The organism is Variovorax sp. RA8, from assembly GCF_901827175.1.
In the GTDB taxonomy this organism is placed as follows: Bacteria; Pseudomonadota; Gammaproteobacteria; order Burkholderiales; family Burkholderiaceae_C; genus Variovorax.
The window spans coordinates 2984535-3000535 of the sequence record NZ_LR594662.1 but is presented as its reverse complement, the minus strand read 5'-3'; the positions used below and the strand labels follow the sequence as shown (position 1 = coordinate 3000535).

The 16001-nt window shown below is 70.1% G+C and carries 12 protein-coding genes; 11 read left to right on the top strand and 1 reads right to left on the bottom strand.

Features of this window, described 5'->3' with window-relative positions; genetic code table 11:
* Window positions 1-57: 57 nt before the first annotated feature.
* The 3 genes from E5P3_RS14110 (at window position 58) to E5P3_RS14100 (ending at window position 5701) form a co-directional block, all read left to right on the top strand.
* Window positions 58-1563: an N-acetylmuramoyl-L-alanine amidase gene (locus tag E5P3_RS14110; protein WP_443083284.1), complete on the top strand. Its 1506-nt coding sequence runs from the start codon at window positions 58-60 to the stop codon at window positions 1561-1563.
* 125 nt (window positions 1564-1688) lie between these two features.
* Window positions 1689-5267 (top strand): indolepyruvate ferredoxin oxidoreductase family protein, encoded by a 3579-nt coding sequence (locus E5P3_RS14105; RefSeq protein WP_162586556.1) that lies wholly within the window; start codon window positions 1689-1691, stop codon window positions 5265-5267.
* Between the two features lie 146 nt (window positions 5268-5413).
* Window positions 5414-5701: a glycine zipper domain-containing protein gene (locus E5P3_RS14100; RefSeq protein WP_162586555.1), complete on the top strand. Its 288-nt coding sequence runs from the start codon at window positions 5414-5416 to the stop codon at window positions 5699-5701.
* Between the two features lie 76 nt (window positions 5702-5777).
* Here the strand turns inward: E5P3_RS14100 and E5P3_RS14095 are convergent, their stop codons facing one another.
* The gene (locus E5P3_RS14095; RefSeq protein WP_162586554.1) at window positions 5778-6428 is read right to left on the bottom strand and encodes a DedA family protein; all 651 of its coding nucleotides are present in this window, start codon (window positions 6426-6428) and stop codon (window positions 5778-5780) included.
* Window positions 6429-6488: 60 nt separating this feature from the next.
* Between E5P3_RS14095 and mutL the strand changes: the two genes are divergently transcribed.
* From mutL to E5P3_RS14055, 8 genes are all read left to right on the top strand, one after another.
* Window positions 6489-8351 (top strand): DNA mismatch repair endonuclease MutL, encoded by a 1863-nt coding sequence (gene mutL, locus E5P3_RS14090; protein ID WP_162586553.1) that lies wholly within the window; start codon window positions 6489-6491, stop codon window positions 8349-8351.
* A gap of 168 nt (window positions 8352-8519) precedes the next feature.
* Window positions 8520-9482, top strand: coding sequence for an alpha/beta hydrolase (locus E5P3_RS14085; protein WP_162586552.1), 963 nt, complete (start codon window positions 8520-8522; stop codon window positions 9480-9482).
* A gap of 51 nt (window positions 9483-9533) precedes the next feature.
* The gene (locus E5P3_RS14080) at window positions 9534-10793 is read left to right on the top strand and encodes a multidrug effflux MFS transporter (RefSeq protein ID WP_174263068.1); all 1260 of its coding nucleotides are present in this window, start codon (window positions 9534-9536) and stop codon (window positions 10791-10793) included.
* Window positions 10783-11712 carry a tRNA (adenosine(37)-N6)-dimethylallyltransferase MiaA gene (gene miaA, locus E5P3_RS14075; protein ID WP_162586551.1) on the top strand — a complete coding sequence of 310 codons (930 nt, stop codon included), beginning with the start codon at window positions 10783-10785 and terminating at the stop codon, window positions 11710-11712. Before E5P3_RS14080 ends, miaA begins: the two co-directional genes overlap by 11 nt.
* Before the next feature lie 61 nt (window positions 11713-11773).
* Window positions 11774-12424 (top strand): ABC transporter ATP-binding protein, encoded by a 651-nt coding sequence (locus tag E5P3_RS14070; RefSeq protein WP_162586550.1) that lies wholly within the window; start codon window positions 11774-11776, stop codon window positions 12422-12424.
* A 184-nt stretch (window positions 12425-12608) separates the two neighbouring features.
* Window positions 12609-13520 (top strand): LysR family transcriptional regulator, encoded by a 912-nt coding sequence (locus E5P3_RS14065; RefSeq protein ID WP_162586549.1) that lies wholly within the window; start codon window positions 12609-12611, stop codon window positions 13518-13520.
* Window positions 13521-13628: 108 nt separating this feature from the next.
* Window positions 13629-14843: a CaiB/BaiF CoA transferase family protein gene (locus tag E5P3_RS14060; RefSeq protein WP_162586548.1), complete on the top strand. Its 1215-nt coding sequence runs from the start codon at window positions 13629-13631 to the stop codon at window positions 14841-14843.
* A gap of 178 nt (window positions 14844-15021) precedes the next feature.
* The gene (locus E5P3_RS14055; protein WP_162586547.1) at window positions 15022-15981 is read left to right on the top strand and encodes a Bug family tripartite tricarboxylate transporter substrate binding protein; all 960 of its coding nucleotides are present in this window, start codon (window positions 15022-15024) and stop codon (window positions 15979-15981) included.
* Window positions 15982-16001 lie beyond the last annotated feature (20 nt).

Below are 16001 nucleotides of genomic sequence, written 5' to 3'. Positions count from 1 at the left end.
ACCGCTTCCAAGGCGAGTAGCACCGTAGGCGAAGGTACTCCAGTGAACCGCAACGGCATGAACCGACGCTCGCTGCTCCTGCAAGGCGGCAGCCTCGCCCTGCTGCTCGGCGTGCACGAGATCGCGCGCGGCGCCACCATCGTGGCGGTGCGTGTCTGGCCGGCGAACGACTACACGCGCGTCACCATCGAATCCGACGGCCGCCTGCACTCGCAGCAGCTGGTGGTCGGCAATCCGCCGAGACTGGCGGTCGACATCGAAGGCATCGATCTCAATCCGGCCCTGCGCGAGCTGGTCGGCAAGATCAAGCCCGGGGACCCCTACATCAACGGCTTGCGCGTAGGCCAGTTCGCGCCGAGCGTGGTGCGCATCGTGTTCGACCTGAAGCAGACGGTGGCGCCGCAGGTCTTCTCGCTGGCGCCGGTGGCGGCCTACCAGCACCGGCTGGTGCTGGACCTCTATCCGCAGCAGGCCATCGATCCCATGGAGGCGCTGATCGCCGAGCGCCTGCGCGATGCGCCCAAGGCGCAGGGCCGCGACAGCACCGTCGCCGGCATCGCGCCGCGCAATGCGGGCGCCCCCGGCGACACGCCCGCGCCGCTGCGGCCGGCGCCGCGCGCGGCGGACCCGCTGGGCGACCTGATGGCGCAGCAATCGATGCGCCCGGCCACGCCCTCCGGTGGCAGCGCGCCCGGCCCCGCGCTGGTCGCGCCCGCGCCGCTGCCGCCGGTCGTGGGCACGGCACCGGTGATGCCCCCCGTGACGCCATCGGCCATGGCACGCGGCAACAACGACAACCACAACGGCAACGGCAGCACGGCCACCGCCAGCCGCACCGACCGCATCATCATCGTCGCCCTCGATCCCGGGCATGGCGGAGAGGACCCCGGCGCCATCGGTCCCAACGGCACGCGCGAGAAGGACATCGTGCTGCAGGTCGCGCACCGGCTGCGCGACCGCATCAACGCCAGCAGCGTCAACGGCAACCCGATGCGCGCCTTCCTCACGCGCGACGCCGACTTCTTCGTCCCCCTGGGCACGCGCGTGCAGAAGGCCCGCCGCGTGCAGGCCGACCTGTTCGTGAGCATCCATGCCGATGCCTTCACCAATCCCGATGCGCGCGGCGCCAGCGTGTTCGCGCTGAGCCACACCGGCGCCTCCAGCAGCGCCGCGCGCTGGCTCGCCAACAAGGAGAACCAGGCCGACCGGGTCGGCGGCGTGAACGTCGGCTCGCACGAGGCCCAGGTGCAGCGCGCCATGCTCGACATGAGCACCACGGCGCAGATCAACGACAGCCTCAAGCTCGGCGGCGCGATGCTCGGCGAGATCCGCGGCATCGGCGCACGGCTGCACAAGCCGCGCGTCGAGCAGGCGGGCTTCGCGGTGCTCAAGGCACCCGACATTCCGAGCGTGCTGGTGGAGACCGCCTTCATCAGCAACCCCGAGGAAGAGGCCAAGCTGCGCAGCGTGGCCTACCAGGAAGACCTGGCCGATGCCCTGATGCGCGGCATCCACCGCTACTTCGCGCAGAACCCGCCGCTGGCGCGCAGCCGCGAGCTGTAAGCCTTTCGACTTGCCGTGCGACATGCCGTCGTCCCGCACGGCCATCGCACGGCATGCGGGCTTCGGCGAATTCCTGCATCCTTCGTCATCATCCAGCGTTAGTCTCGCGAGGTAAATCCAACGCCATGGCCGACACCCCTGCCCCCGCGCCCCTTGCCCGCCCCGACTACCGCCTGAGCGACAGCCTCTGGGCCAGCGGCGGGTCCGTCTTCCTCACCGGGACCCAGGCGCTGGTGCGGCTGATGCTGATGCAGCGCCAGCGCGATGCGGCCGTCGGCCTGGACACGCGCGGCTTCATCAGCGGCTACCGGGGCTCGCCGCTGGGCATGGTGGACCTGGCGCTGTGGAAGACCGGCAAGAAGCTCGACGAGAGCGGCATCCGATTCCTGCCCGCCATCAACGAGGAGCTCGGCGCCACCGCGGTGCTCGGTACCCAGCGCGTCGAGGCCGACCCCGAGCGCACCTGCGCCGGCGTGTTCGCGATGTGGTACGGCAAGGGGCCGGGCGTGGACCGCGCGGGCGATGCGCTCAAGCACGGCAACGCCTATGGCGCCTCGCCCCATGGCGGCGTGCTGATGGTCGCCGGCGACGACCATGGCTGCGTGTCCTCCTCGATGCCCCACCAGAGCGACCAGGCCTTCCAGTCCTGGCATGCGCCGGTGGTCTCGCCGGGCTGCGTTGCCGAATACCTGGAGTACGGGCTGTACGGCTGGGCGCTGTCGCGCTTCTCGGGCAACTGGGTGGGCTTCACAGCGCTGTCGGAAATCGTGGAAAGCGGCTCCACGGTCGACCTCGACCTCGTCAACGCCCGTGCCGCGACCTGGCAAGACGGCGACACCGTGCGCCGCATCACCGGCTACGCGCCGCCGGCCGACGGCCTGCACTACCGCTGGCCCGACCTGCCCTCGCTGAAGATCGAAGAGCGCCTGCACGCCAAGCTCGACGCGGTGCGCGCCTTCGCCCGCGTCAACAGCATCGACCGTCAGATCGTCGAGAGCGCCAGCGCGTCGGTCGGCATCGTCACCGCCGGCAAGGCGCACTACGACCTGATGGAGGTGCTGCGCCGGCTGGACGTGACCACCGAGGCGCTGGCTCTCCACGGCCTGCGGATCTACAAGCTGGGCCTGACCTACCCCGTCGAGCCGACCCGCATGCATTGCTTCATGCAGGGCCTCGCGGAGGTGCTGGTGATCGAGGAGAAGGGCCCTGTGGTCGAGGAGCAGCTGCGCTCCATGTTCTACAACGCCCCCGAGCGCCCGGTCATCGTCGGCAAGCAGGACGCGCAAGGCCGGCCGCTGGTGAGCGCCGTCGGCGAGTTGCGGCCCTCGCGCCTGATCCAGGTCGTCGCCGACTGGCTGGCCACTCATTTCCCCGACCTCGACCGGCGCCACCTGGTGCGCGACTTCACGCCGCCCGAGCTGCTGTCCAATGCCAGCGACAGCGTCAAGCGCCTGCCTTACTTCTGCGCCGGCTGTCCGCACAACACCAGCACCCGCGTGCCGGAGGGCTCGCACGCGCAGGCCGGCATCGGCTGCCACTTCATGGCCAGCTGGATGGACCGCGAGACCGAGGGCCTGATCCAGATGGGCGGCGAAGGCGTGGACTGGGTTTCGCACGCGATGTTCACCCGCGTGCCGCACGTGTTCCAGAACCTCGGCGACGGCACGTACTACCACTCGGGCTACCTCGCGATCCGCCAGGCGGTCGCGGCGCGGGCCACCCTCACCTACAAGATCCTCTTCAACGACGCGGTGGCGATGACCGGCGGCCAGCCGGTGGACGGCCTCATCAGCGTCGACGGCATCGCCCGCCAGGTCGAGGCCGAAGGCGTGAAACAGGTGGTGGTGGTGTCGGACGATATCGGCAAGTACAAGGGCCTGCGCAAGCGCTTCCCTGCCGGCACGGAATTCCACGACCGCGCCGAGCTCGACGCGGTGCAACGGCGCCTGCGCGAGGTGCCCGGCGTCACCGTGCTGATCTACGAGCAGACCTGCGCCGCCGAGAAGCGCCGCCGCCGCAAGAAAGGCGAGCTGGTCGATCCCGCGCGGCGCCTCTACATCAACGACCGCGTCTGCGAAGGGTGCGGCGACTGCTCGGTGCAGAGCAACTGCGTCGCCGTGCTGCCGACGGAGACGCCGCTGGGCCGCAAGCGCAAGATCGACCAGAGCAGCTGCAACAAGGACTACTCGTGCGCGCAGGGCTTCTGCCCCAGCTTCGTGGGCGTGCTGGGCGGCGGCATGCGCAAGAAGACCGGTGCGCTGGCCAACGGCGCCGACGCCTTCATGCAGCGCGTGAACGCGCTGCCGCGACCGGCGCCGCATGCCTGGACCGGCCCCTACGACCTGCTGGTAACGGGCGTCGGCGGCACCGGCGTCGTCACCGTCGGCGCGCTGGTCGCGATGGCCGCGCACCTGGAGGGCAAGAGCGCCAGCGTGCTCGACTTCATGGGCTTCGCGCAGAAGGGTGGCTCGGTGCTCAGCTTCGTGCGCATGGCCGACGTGCACTGGCGCCTGAACCAGGTGCGCATCGACACGCAGCAGGCCGATGCGCTGCTGGCCTGCGACCTGGTGGTGGGCGCCTCGGCGGACGCGCTCGCCACCGTGCGACACGGCCGCACCCGCATCCTGGCCAACACGCACGAAACGCCGGTGGCCGAGAGCCTGCACAATCCCGACGCCAGCCTCAAGGCGCCGCAGCTGCTCGACAAGCTGCGCTTCGCCGCCGGCGCCGAGCGCGTCGAGACGCTCGACGCGCAAGCCCTGGCCCAGGCCTTCCTCGGCGACTCGATCGTCTCCAACATCCTCGCGCTCGGCTATGCCTGGCAGCGCGGCCTGGTGCCGGTGGGCCTCGAGGCCCTGCTGCGCGCGATCGAGCTCAACGGCGTGGCGGTGGACAACAACAAGCTCGCCTTCTCGCTGGGCCGGCTCGCCGCGCACGACCCGCAAGCCGCCGTCTCGCTGCTGCGCGGCACATCGGCCGAGACCGCGCAGCCCGAGCCGCTGGACGCGCTGGTCGAACGCGCCACGTCCCACCTCACCGCTTATCAAAACGCCGCCTACGCCGAGCGCTATGCCGGCACGGTGGCCGCGGTGCGGCAGCGCGAGGTTGCACTGCAGGCCGACCCCGCACTGCCCTTGACGCGCGCGGTGGCGCAGGGGCTGTTCAAGCTCATGGCCTACAAGGACGAGTACGAGGTGGCCCGTCTCTACACCGATGGCGAATTCGCGCGCTCGCTGCAGGAGCAGTTCGAGGGTGCGCTCCGGCTCGAGTTCTACATGGCCCCGCCGGGACTGAGCCGCGCACGCGACGGCCGGCCGCCGCGCAAGCTGCGCCTGGGCGGCTGGATGATGCCGGTGCTGAAGCTGCTGGCCCAGGGCCGCCGGCTGCGCGGCACGGCGCTCGATCCCTTCGGCTACACGGACGAGCGGCGCATGGAGCGCGCGTTGATCGAGGACTACCGTCAACGCATCGAGTCGCTGCTGGCTTCGCTGAATGCCGAGCGCCTGAAGATCGCGACCGAGATCGCGCTGCTGCCGATGCAAATGCGCGGCTTCGGCCATGTGAAGCAGGCCAACGTCGCGCTCGCGCGGGTGCGCGAAGCCGAACTGTTGTACCGCTTCGACTCCAAGGCCTTCCCGCGGCCCGCGCCTTCGCGCGCCGCCGGGCAGATCCGCGGCATCGCGGTGACCGCCTCTGAGCGCTGACGCGGCGCTCGCGCGGACGACTTCGGCGATGCTTCTTGTTGCACACCCCATCCGCGCACTCTCGGGCAAGGGGGTGCGGCAGACTCCTACAAGCGCCGGACGCCAGTTTTCGACAATGTCTCATCACTCATCGAAAGGTGGACAACATGAAGACACGTCTCTGGATCACGGCCGGTGCGGCCACGGCAATCATGACGCTGGCGGGCTGCGCAGCAGGACCTAACGAGCAATGGGGCACGGCCGGCGGCGCGGTCGGCGGTGCGGTGATCGGCAATGCCATCGGCGGCAACACGGCCAGCACGGTGGGCGGCGCCGCCATCGGCGGCGTGATCGGCAACCAGGTGGGTCGTCGCGCCGACGAGCGCAACTACGACCGCAACTACTATCGTGGCCAGCGCAGCGGCTACTACCCCTACAACGGGCCGACGTACTGAGTCTGAGCCTGCGTTCGACGCATGAACGAAAAGGCGTGCCGATGGCACGCCTTTTTTGTGGATGCTCCCCGCGCGATCAGCGAACCGAAGAGGGCGCGCGGCTTGCGCGCCAAGCGCCGAAGATCGCAATCAGGCCGGGGACGATGATGAGTGCCCAGATGATCTTGTCCAGGTGCTCCTTCACGAAAGCCAGGTTGCCGAACAGATAGCCCGCCGTGCACAGGCCCACCACCCACAGCAGCGCGCCGCCGATGTTGTAGGCGCTGAACTTGCCGCGCGACATCTCGGCCACCCCGGCCACGAAGGGCGCGAAGGTGCGGATGAACGGCATGAAGCGCGCCAGCACGATCGTGATGCCGCCGTAGCGCTCGTAGAAGGCATGCGCCTGGTCGAAGGCCTTGCGGTTGAAGAAGCGCGAACTCTCCCACTGGAAGACCTTCGGCCCGAAGTAGCGGCCGATGCTGTAGTTGCACTGGTCACCCAGAATCGCTGCGGCAATGAGAACCGGCACCGCGATCCCGAGGCTCATGAGCCCCGCGCCGCACAACGCGCCCACGATGAAGAGCAGCGAGTCCCCCGGCAGGAAGGGCATGACCACGAGCCCCGTTTCGACGAAGACGATGAGAAACAGCAGCGCATACACCCAGGGGCCGTAGGCGATGACGAAGGTCTCCAGGTGTTTGTCGACATGAAGGATGAAGTCGACCAAGAAGCTGATGATTTCCATGGCCGCGCATTATCCGGGTGCGGCCCAGGCGCCCTCCGGAAGGCCTTCTAGAATGGCCGTGTGAGCGCCCTTCCCTCTGCCCTCCCCTCGGCCGTGCGCCGCCCCATCCGCGAACTCCCCGACGAACTGATCAGCCAGATCGCGGCTGGCGAGGTGGTGGAGCGGCCGGCCTCGGTGGTGCGCGAGTTGCTCGACAACGCCCTCGACGCCGGCGCGCGCCAGATCACGGTGCGGCTCGCGGCCGGCGGCGTGCGCCTGATCTCGGTCGAGGACGACGGCCAGGGCCTGCCGCGCGACGAACTGCCGCTGGCGCTTCGCCGCCACGCGACCAGCAAGATTACAAGCCTCGGCGAGCTGGAAACCGTGGGCACCATGGGCTTCCGCGGCGAGGCGCTGGCCGCCATCAATGCCATCGCCGAGTTGAGCCTGCTCTCGCGCGCGGCCGGTGCCGACGGCGCCTTTGCGCTCGACGGCCGCACCGGCGAACTGCGTCCGGTGGCACGCGCCACCGGCACCACGGTCGAGGTGCGCGAGCTCTTCTTCGCCACGCCGGCGCGCCGCAAGTTCCTGAAGACCGACGCCACCGAATTGGCCCACTGCATCGAGGCCGTGCGGCGCCATGCGCTGGCTCGCCCCGAGGTGGGATTCGCGGTCTGGCACGAAGGCAAGCTGGTCGAGCAATGGCGCGCCGCCGAAGCGCGCGACCCGCGCCTGGCCGATGCGCTGGGCGAGGAGTTCGTTGCACAGAGCGTGGCGGTCGAGCATGCCGCCGGGCCGGTGCGCGTGACGGGCCGCGCCGGCATCCCGGATGCGGCGCGCTCGCGCGGCGACCAGCAGTTCTTCTACGTCAACGGCCGCTTCGTGCGCGACAAGGTGCTGGCCCATGCGGTGCGCAGCGCCTACGAGGACGTGCTGCACGGCCAGCGCCAGCCGGTCTATGCGCTGTACCTCGAGATCGATGCGGCGCGGGTCGACGTCAACGTGCATCCCACCAAGATCGAGGTGCGCTTCCGCGACGGGCGCGAGGTGCACCAGGCGGTGCGCCATGCGATCGAGAACGCATTGGCGGCGCCGCGCGCGGGCGATGCGGCCTCGGTCCCGGCTGCGCCCTTCTTCAAGCCGCGCAGCGCACCGGCCGCACCGGCATGGACCCAGCCGGCGATGCATTTCGCCGCCGAGCGCGGCCTGGGCGATGCCGCCGCGATGTGGCCCGGCGAGCGGCGCGAGCCCGTCGTCGCGCCCCTGTCATCGTTTCGCGCCTCGGCAGCGCAGGAGGCGCCACCCGCCGCCTCTTTCGAGCAGGCGCCCTCCGCCAAGCCCGCCGCCCACGGCGATGAAGCATGGCCCCTCGGCCGCGCCCTGGCCCAGCTGCAAGGCATCTACATCCTGGCGGAGAACAGCCAGGGCCTGGTGATCGTGGACATGCATGCCGCCCACGAGCGCATCGTCTACGAGCGCCTGAAGACCCAGCTGGGCGGCGCCGCCATCGCCAGCCAGCCGCTGCTGATCCCCGCCACCTTCGCCGCCACGCCCCAGGAAGTCGCCACCGCCGAGGCCTGCGCCGCGGTGCTGCCCGCGCTGGGACTGGAGATCACGCCCTTCTCCCCCCGCACGCTGGCGGTGCGCGCGGTGCCCGGCACCCTGGCCGATGGCGACCCGGTGGAACTGGCGCGCGGCGTGCTGGCCGAACTGGCCCAGCACGACGCCAGCACCGTCGTGCAGCGAGCCCGGAACGAGCTGCTCTCGACCATGGCCTGCCACGGCGCGGTGCGCGCCAACCGCCGGCTGACGATCGACGAGATGAACGCCTTGTTACGCCAGATGGAAGCCACCGAGCGCTCGGACCAATGCAACCATGGTCGACCGACGTGGCGCCAGCTCTCGGTCCGGGAGCTGGACGGCCTGTTCATGCGCGGCCGCTGAGGCACGCCTTCGGGGTCCTTCAGATTCCGCATCGCGCCAACTTCCGCACATTTGTTGCAAGTTGGCCGCGCCACCAAGGGTTTTCACGCGTCATCGAGAAGCCGGGCACGGCCGTTGCAGCAGTCTTGAGTGAACTTTTCTCTCAAACTTCTGTCATTCTGCCTTCCGATGAAGTCCTGGTCCCTCTTCGCCTCCGCTACCGCCCTGGTCGCCTTGCTGGCCGGAGGTTGCTCCACCCTCGACGAACGCCAGCGCGAATGGATCTTCCAGCCCAGCGACCGCAGCTGGGGCAACTCCGAGGCCATGAGCGAGGGCATGGAGCATGTCTGGATCGACTTCGATTCCAAGGTCACTGGCCAGCCGGCCCGGCTGCACGGCCTCTGGCTCGGCGGCGCGCCGGAATCGGCCGACACCCCGGTGCTGCTCTACCTGCACGGCGCGAAGTACAACGTGGCCGGCTCGGCACCGCGCATGCGGCGCATGCACGAACTGGGCTTCTCGGTGCTGGCCATCGACTATCGCGGCTTCGGCAAGAGCAGCAAGGCCCTGCCCTCCGAGGACTCGGCCCGCGAGGACGCGCGTGCCGCCTGGATCTGGCTGGCGGCGCGCCACCCGAAGCAGCACCGCTACATCTTCGGCCACTCGCTCGGAGGCGCGATCGGCATCGACCTGGCCTCGCAGGTGAACGACGAGAGCGGCACCATCGTCGAGAGCACCTTCACCTCCATTGCCGACGTGGTCGGCAGCTTCAAGTGGGGCTGGCTGCCTTTCGGCCCGCTCATCACGCAGCGCTTCGAGGCGATTGCCAAGGTCAAGCGCATCGGCGCCCCGCTGCTGGTGGTGCACGGCAGCGCCGACAGCCTGATCAACCCGACGCTCGGGCGCAAGCTCTACGAAGCCGCCACGGTACCCAAGCAATTCGTGCTGGTCGAGGGTGGCTCGCACCACAGCACTGGTTCGATCGGACAGGCCCAATACCGCGCCGCCCTGGGCCAGCTGTTCCGCATGAAGCCGCCGACCGTACTGGCGGCGCAGGAAGAAGCGGCGACGCCGCACGCAACGCCTGCTGCCCGTCCGGCGATGCCCGCCCATCAGCGCGACGCTGCCCCGGCGCTGCCGCACAAGATCTGAGCCCTGACGGGCCCTCCGCCGCGCCGCATCGCATTTGTTACCCTCGGGCGCATGTCGCCCATCGCAGCACCCGCTGCCGCCCCTGCTGTCGCCCCCGCAGCCGAGCCGCCCGCCTCGCGCATGTCTCCCGGCCTCGTGGTCCTGCTGCTGGCGCTGCTGCTCGGCATCCAGCCCGTCACCACCGACCTCTACCTGCCGGCCCTGCCCGCACTGACCGCGGGCTTCGGCGCACCCATGGGCCAGGCCCAGCTCACGCTGAGCGCGCTGTTGCTGGCCTTCGGCTGCTCTCAACTGGTGCTCGGCCCGCTGTCCGATCGCTTCGGCCGCCGGCCGGTGCTGCTGTGGGGCCTTGCCGCGTACGTGATCGCGAGCATCGGCGGCGCCGTCGCGGCCTCTATCGAGCTTCTGATCGTCTGGCGCACGCTGCAGGGCGCGGCCATGGGCGCCGCGGTGATGGCCGGGCGCGCGATCGTGCGCGACCTGTACCAGCCGGCCGACGGCGCACGCATGATGTCGCGCGCGCTCACCGGCCTCGGCCTGATCGCCTGCGCGTGCGCACCGGTGGGCGGCCTGGTGTCCGACCTGTTCGGCTGGCGCACGGCGCTGGCGGTGCCGACCCTGTTCGGCGCCCTCGCGCTGGCGCTGGTGTGGCTGCGCTTCGACGAGTCGCTGGCCCGGCGCAACCCCGAAGCGCTGCGCCTCCCGGTGCTCGCGGCCACCTGGGCGATGGTGCTGCGCCATCCCACCTTCCGGGCCTTCTCAGCGCTCACGACGGCTGCGTACGGCCTGCTCTTCACCTTCCTCGCCGCCTCCTCCTTCGTCTTCATCCAGGTGCTCGGCCTCAGCAAGACCCAGTACGGCCTGGTGATGCTCTGGAACTCGGTGGCCTACATCGCAGGCACCTTCGTCTGCCGGCGCTGGCTGCCGCGCTTCGGCGTGCGCGGCAGCGTGGCGCGCGCTGCATGGCTGACGCTGCTCGGCGGCACCGCCATGGGCCTGCTCGCGCTGGCCGGGGTGCACACGGTGTGGGCCATCGTCGCACTGGCCACGCTGACCATGCTGGCGCACGGCGTGCACCAGCCCTGCGGCCAGACCGGCGCCGTCGGGCCCTTCCCACAGGCCGCCGGTGCGGCCTCGGCGATCAACGGCTTCCTGATGATGCTGGCGGCCTTCGGCATCGGCGGCTGGCTCGGCGCGCGCATGGACGGCACCGTGCTGCCGCTGGCGCTGGGCATGTGGTTCTGGAGCGTGTGCATCGCGCTGGTCGCCTGGACCCTGGTGCGCCGCCACGGCGAGCCCCATGGCCACTGAGGCCGGCTACGTGGCCCTGGCCGGACCCACGGCCTCCGGCAAGACCGCGGCGGCGCTGGCGATCGCCCGCGCGCGGCCGGTGGAGATCGTCAGCGTCGATTCGGCCCTGGTCTACCGCGGCATGGACATCGGCACGGCCAAGCCCACCGCCACCGAGCGCGCCGAGGTTGCGCATCACCTGATCGACATCCGCGATCCGCGCGAGCCCTACAGCGCGGCGGCCTTCGTGTCGGATGCCACGCGGCTGGTCGCCGAGATCCGCGCGCGAGGCCGGCTGCCGCTGCTGGTGGGCGGCACCATGCTGTACTTCAAGGCGCTGGCGGAGGGCATCGATGCAATGCCGGCTGCCGATCCGGAGCTGCGCCGGCAGCTCGAGGCCGATGCCGCGGCGCTGGGCTGGCCCGCCATGCATGCGCAGCTGGCCCAGGTCGATGCGGCCACCGCCGCGCGGCTCGCGCGCAACGACAGCCAGCGCATCCAGCGCGCGCTGGAGGTATGGCTGACCAGCGGGCGCGCCATCTCCAGCTTCCATGCGTCCGAACGCGCAGGCGGCCTGCCGCCGGTCGCGCTCTTCTCGCTCGAGCCGACGGAACGCGCCTGGCTGCACCAGCGCATCGCCGAGCGCTTCGACGCAATGCTTGCCGCCGGCTTCGTCGACGAAGTGCAGGCGCTGCGCGCGCGCGGCGACCTCGTTCCCGACCTGCCCTCGATGCGCTGCGTCGGTTACCGCCAGGCCTGGGAGGCGCTGGATGGCAGGTGGCCGCTGGCCGAGCTGCGCGAGCGCGGCATCGCGGCCACGCGCCAGCTCGCCAAGCGGCAGATCACCTGGCTGCGCAGCATGCCCGCGCGCCGCGTGGTGCCGGCCGAAGCCCCCGATGCGATCGCGCGCATCGTGGCCGCCGTGGGCGAGATCGCATGAGGCGCACGGCCTGCCCGAAGGCCCACCGCACTGCGGCCGCAGCCGCAGGCGAAGGCACGCCATGACGTTGAAGGTCCAGGGCCTGGCCAAGCGCTACGGCGACAGCATCGTCTTCGAACAGGTCTCGCTCGAGGTCGCGCCCGGCGAGTTCGTCGCCATCGTGGGCGAATCGGGCGTGGGCAAGTCCACGCTGCTCAACTGCATGGCCGGGCTGGACAGCTGGGATGCCGGGACCATCGTGCACGACGCCGTCGACATCGGCGCGCTCGACAGCGAAGCGCGCGCGCTCTGGCGCCGCCGGCACGTGGGCTTCGTGTTCCAGGCCTTCCACGTACTGCCGCACCTGGACGTGGCGCAGAACGTCGCCCTGCCGCTGATGCTGCTGAAGCGGACCGACCCTGCCCGCGTGGCCCACATGCTCGAGGCAGTAGGCCTCGCGGGCCTCGGCGGGCGCCTGCCCGGCCAGCTGAGCGGCGGCCAGCTGCAGCGGGTGGCGATCGCGCGTGCGCTGGTGCACCGGCCGGCGCTGCTGCTGGCCGACGAGCCCACCGGCAATCTCGACCCGGGCACGGCGGCGAAGGTCATGGAGGTGCTGTTTGCGCAGACGCGCGAGCACGGCGCCTCGCTGGTGCTGGTCACGCATTCGGAGGCGGCCGCGGCGCGGGCCGATCGTGTTCTGCACCTGAGCGCAGGCGGCATCGCGCCCGGGTAGCGGCGCGCAAGACCGCGCCGCGCAGGATCTGGTGCGAGGCCTTATGCTTGTTTCGCAGCTGCATCAGAATGAAGATTCCGAAATCCATCGCCGGCCTCCTTGCTGGAAAAGCTGCGCGCGCAAATCATAGGAACGGGCCGCCTCTGCGTTTCGCCAGCCTCCGCACCCCTTTTCATCTTTCGACATGAAGGCGCTCGACACCCTGCGGATCTTCGTGATCACCGCGCGCAAGGGGAGCCTCTCGGCTGCGGCGCGCAGCCTCAGCCTGTCTCCCGCGACCATCTCGCGCCGCATCAGCGCGCTGGAGCAAGAGCTGGGCGCGCAACTGGTCGACCGCACCAGCCGCAAGCTCAAGGTCACCGAGGCCGGGCAGGCCTTCCTCCAGCGGGCCGAGGTGGTGCTGGAGGCGATGGCGGAGGCCGAGGAGGCCGCGCGCAACGCCAAGCTGCGGCCCGAGGGGCGGTTGCGCATCCACTCGCGCACCCAGATCGGGCTGCGCGTGATCGCGCCGCTGCTACCGCGCTTCGCCCAGCAGTACCGCGACATCCAGGTGGAGATCGAGCTGTCCGAGCACCCGGTCAACCTGGTGGAGCAGGACTTCGACATCGACATCCGCACCGGCGAGTCGAATGATTCGAGCTTCGTGATCAAGCGGCTGCTCAGCAGCGACGAGGTGCTGGTGGCCAGCCCCTCCTTCGTCAAGGCGCACCCACGCATCCGGCACCCGACCGACCTGGCGCAGGTGCGCTGCCTCACCTATCGGCGAGAGCAGGAGGCCACGACCTGGAAGTACATCGACGACCACGGTGAGCAGCAGGCGTTGGCGATCCAAGGCGTGCTCAGTTCGAACAACGGCGAGCTGCTGCGGCTCGCGGCGATCGGCGGCATGGGTATCGCGCTGTTGTCCGAGCCCACCATCCGCAGCTGCATCCAGGACGGCTCGCTGGTGCGGCTCCTGCCCGGGCACCGCTTCGCGGTGCGCGGCTTCTCCAACGGCATCTACGCGGTGTTCCGCCAGAGCCGCACACTGCCCTTGAAGGTGCGGGCCTTCGTCGACTTCATCGCCGAGGCGCTGCGCGAAGGCGACGCCGGCTGAGCGCCGGCTCGGCACGGGCCGGGCCGGGCTATCTTTCGGCGCATGGTGCAAAGCAGCTTTGCGATTGCTGCCTTCCGCGCGTCGTCGCGCAATCCTAGAGTCCCGCGCATGAACGACAGATCCACCGCTCCTGCGCCCCTGCAGGGCATCCGCGTCATCGAACTCGGCAACTACATCGCAGGGCCCGGCACCGCCATGACGCTCGGCGACCTCGGCGCCGAGGTGGTGAAGATCGAATCGATGGAAGGCGACATGGCGCGCCACACCGGCCACTTCGGCCTGGCCATGCTGCGGGCCTACAACCGCAGCAAGAAATCGATCGCCCTCGACCTGCGCCAGCCGCGAGGCAAGGAGATCGCAGGCCGCCTCATCGCAGGCGCCGACGTGCTGGTGCAGAACCTGCGGCCGGGCGCCGCCGAAGCGCTCGGGCTGGGCGCCGGGGCCCTGCGCGCGCAGCACCCCGGCCTGGTCCACGTGTCCATCGCCGGCTTCCCCGCGGACGCGCCGTCGCGGGACCGGCCCGGCTACGACATCGCGGCACAGGCGGAAAGCGGGATGATGTCGGTCACCGGCGAGCCCCAGGGGCTGCCGCAGAAGGTAGGCGCCACCATCATCGATGCCGCGACCGTGCAGGTGGCGGCACAGGCCACCCTTGCGGCGCTGTTCCGCCGCGAACGCACCGGCCTCGGCGAGACCATCCGCGTGTCGCTGCTGGAGGTGGCGCTCAACCTGCAGTTGCCGAACTGGAGTGACTACATGGTGCGCGGCGTGGAACCCACCCGCAGCGGCGACGGCCAGCCGATGAATGCGCCGGCGGCGGACATCTTCCACACCCGCGACGGGATGGTGGTGGTGTCGGCCTACGTCCAATCGCACTGGGTGCGGCTGTGCGAGACCCTCGGCTGCCCCGAGCTGGCGACCGATCCGCGCTTCCTCACCAATGAGTTGAGGGTCGCCCACCGCCCCGCGATGAAGGAGGCGGTGGGCGGCCGGCTCTCGCGCTGCAGCACGCAGGAGTGCGTGGACCTGCTCACGCGCAACAACATCGTGGTGGGCGTGGTCCGCAGCTACAGCGAGGCGGCGGCAGGCGACGACTTCCGCTCGAGTCGCATGGTGATCGACGCGGCACCGAACGGCGACCGGCCGGGCTATCCCAGCTTCGGCTTGCCGTACGAACTGTGCGACACGCCGCGCCCCACCACCCACGCTGCGCCGGCCCACGGGGCGCATACGCAGGAACTGCTGCGCGAGGCGGGATTCGGGCCCGAGGACATCGCGGCTCTGCAGGCGGCGGGCGTGATCAAGTCCCAACCCGAAGAGTGACGGCTCGCGCGCCAGTGCGCGTGCACGGCATACAAAGCAGCTTTTCATTCCTTGCACGTCCACGCGCCGTGCCCCGCCATAGACTGGCCCGGCGAGTCGGACCCGGCTGCACATTGCCGCCGCGGCGCCGGCCGGGACGGGGCCCGCCGGCCCATATGAGAGTCAATCAGGAGACAAAATGAGTTATCGGAAGTTCATCTCCGGCGTGTTGGTCGGACTTCTCGCGGCGCTGGGCACCGCCCAGGCGCAGCAGCCCGTCAGGATCGTCGTTCCCTTTGCCGCCGGTGGCGGCACCGATCAGTACGTGCGCATCCTCGCGGTCGAGCTCAACAAGCGCGGAACCCAGGTCATCGTCGAGAACAGGCCGGGCGCCAGCGGCATCGTCGCCGCCGACTACGTGGCACGGTCGCGGCCGGACGGCAATACGGTGCTGGTGTCGTCGCTCGGGACGCTGGCCAACAACACGATCCTCTACGACAAGCTGCCCTACGACCCCAAGAAGGACTTCGCGCCGGTCTCCCAGATCGCCTATCAGCCGGCGATCATCGTCGGGCGGGCCGACCTCCCCTACAAGAACATCCGGGAGATGGTCGCCTATGCCAAGGCCCACCCCGGCAAGATCAACCGGGGCTCGCCGGGTGCGGCCATCCTGACCAACCTGGCTCCCCTCAGCTTCGAGAAGAGCAACGGCTTCAGCACGACGCACATCCCCTTCAACGGCGACGCCCCCGCAATCCAGGCGCTGCTGGGCGGCGAGATCGACATCCACGGGACCTCCATCACGGGTTCGCTGCCGCATGTCCGCAGCGGCAAGCTCCGGGTCCTGGGCGTGATGGACAGCAAGAGGATGCCCCAGGTGCCGGAGGCACAGACCTTCAAGGAACAGGGCTACGACCTCGAGTCCGTCCTCTGGTATTCGCTGTCGGTGCCATCCGCCACCCCGAAGGAAGCGATCCAGCGCCTCAACCGTGCGGTCAACCAGGTGATCGCCGACCCGGAGTTCGTCGAACGGGCCAGGGCCGTCGGCATGGAGCCGCGCGGCGGCACCCCGGAGGAACTGGCGAAGTTCGTCGACACCGAGTTCAATCGCTGGGTGCCGCTGCTCCAGAGCCTGAACCTGCCGAAGCAGGCGCATTGAGCGAGTGGCCGAACAGACCC

Excerpts from the sequence above, each read along its gene's own strand:
- E5P3_RS14105 (WP_162586556.1), top strand. The coding sequence starts at position 1,689 with ATGGCCGACACCCCTGCCCCCGCGCCCCTTGCCCGCCCCGACTACCGC.
- E5P3_RS14065 (WP_162586549.1), top strand. The coding sequence starts at position 12,609 with ATGAAGGCGCTCGACACCCTGCGGATCTTCGTGATCACCGCGCGCAAG.
- E5P3_RS14070 (WP_162586550.1), top strand. The coding sequence starts at position 11,774 with ATGACGTTGAAGGTCCAGGGCCTGGCCAAGCGCTACGGCGACAGCATC.
- E5P3_RS14060 (WP_162586548.1), top strand. The coding sequence starts at position 13,629 with ATGAACGACAGATCCACCGCTCCTGCGCCCCTGCAGGGCATCCGCGTC.
- miaA (WP_162586551.1), top strand. The coding sequence starts at position 10,783 with ATGGCCACTGAGGCCGGCTACGTGGCCCTGGCCGGACCCACGGCCTCC.
- E5P3_RS14055 (WP_162586547.1), top strand. The coding sequence starts at position 15,022 with ATGAGTTATCGGAAGTTCATCTCCGGCGTGTTGGTCGGACTTCTCGCG.
- E5P3_RS14110 (WP_443083284.1), top strand. The coding sequence starts at position 58 with ATGAACCGACGCTCGCTGCTCCTGCAAGGCGGCAGCCTCGCCCTGCTG.
- E5P3_RS14085 (WP_162586552.1), top strand. The coding sequence starts at position 8,520 with ATGAAGTCCTGGTCCCTCTTCGCCTCCGCTACCGCCCTGGTCGCCTTG.
- E5P3_RS14080 (WP_174263068.1), top strand. The coding sequence starts at position 9,534 with ATGTCGCCCATCGCAGCACCCGCTGCCGCCCCTGCTGTCGCCCCCGCA.
- E5P3_RS14095 (WP_162586554.1), bottom strand. The coding sequence starts at position 6,428 with ATGGAAATCATCAGCTTCTTGGTCGACTTCATCCTTCATGTCGACAAA.
- E5P3_RS14100 (WP_162586555.1), top strand. The coding sequence starts at position 5,414 with ATGAAGACACGTCTCTGGATCACGGCCGGTGCGGCCACGGCAATCATG.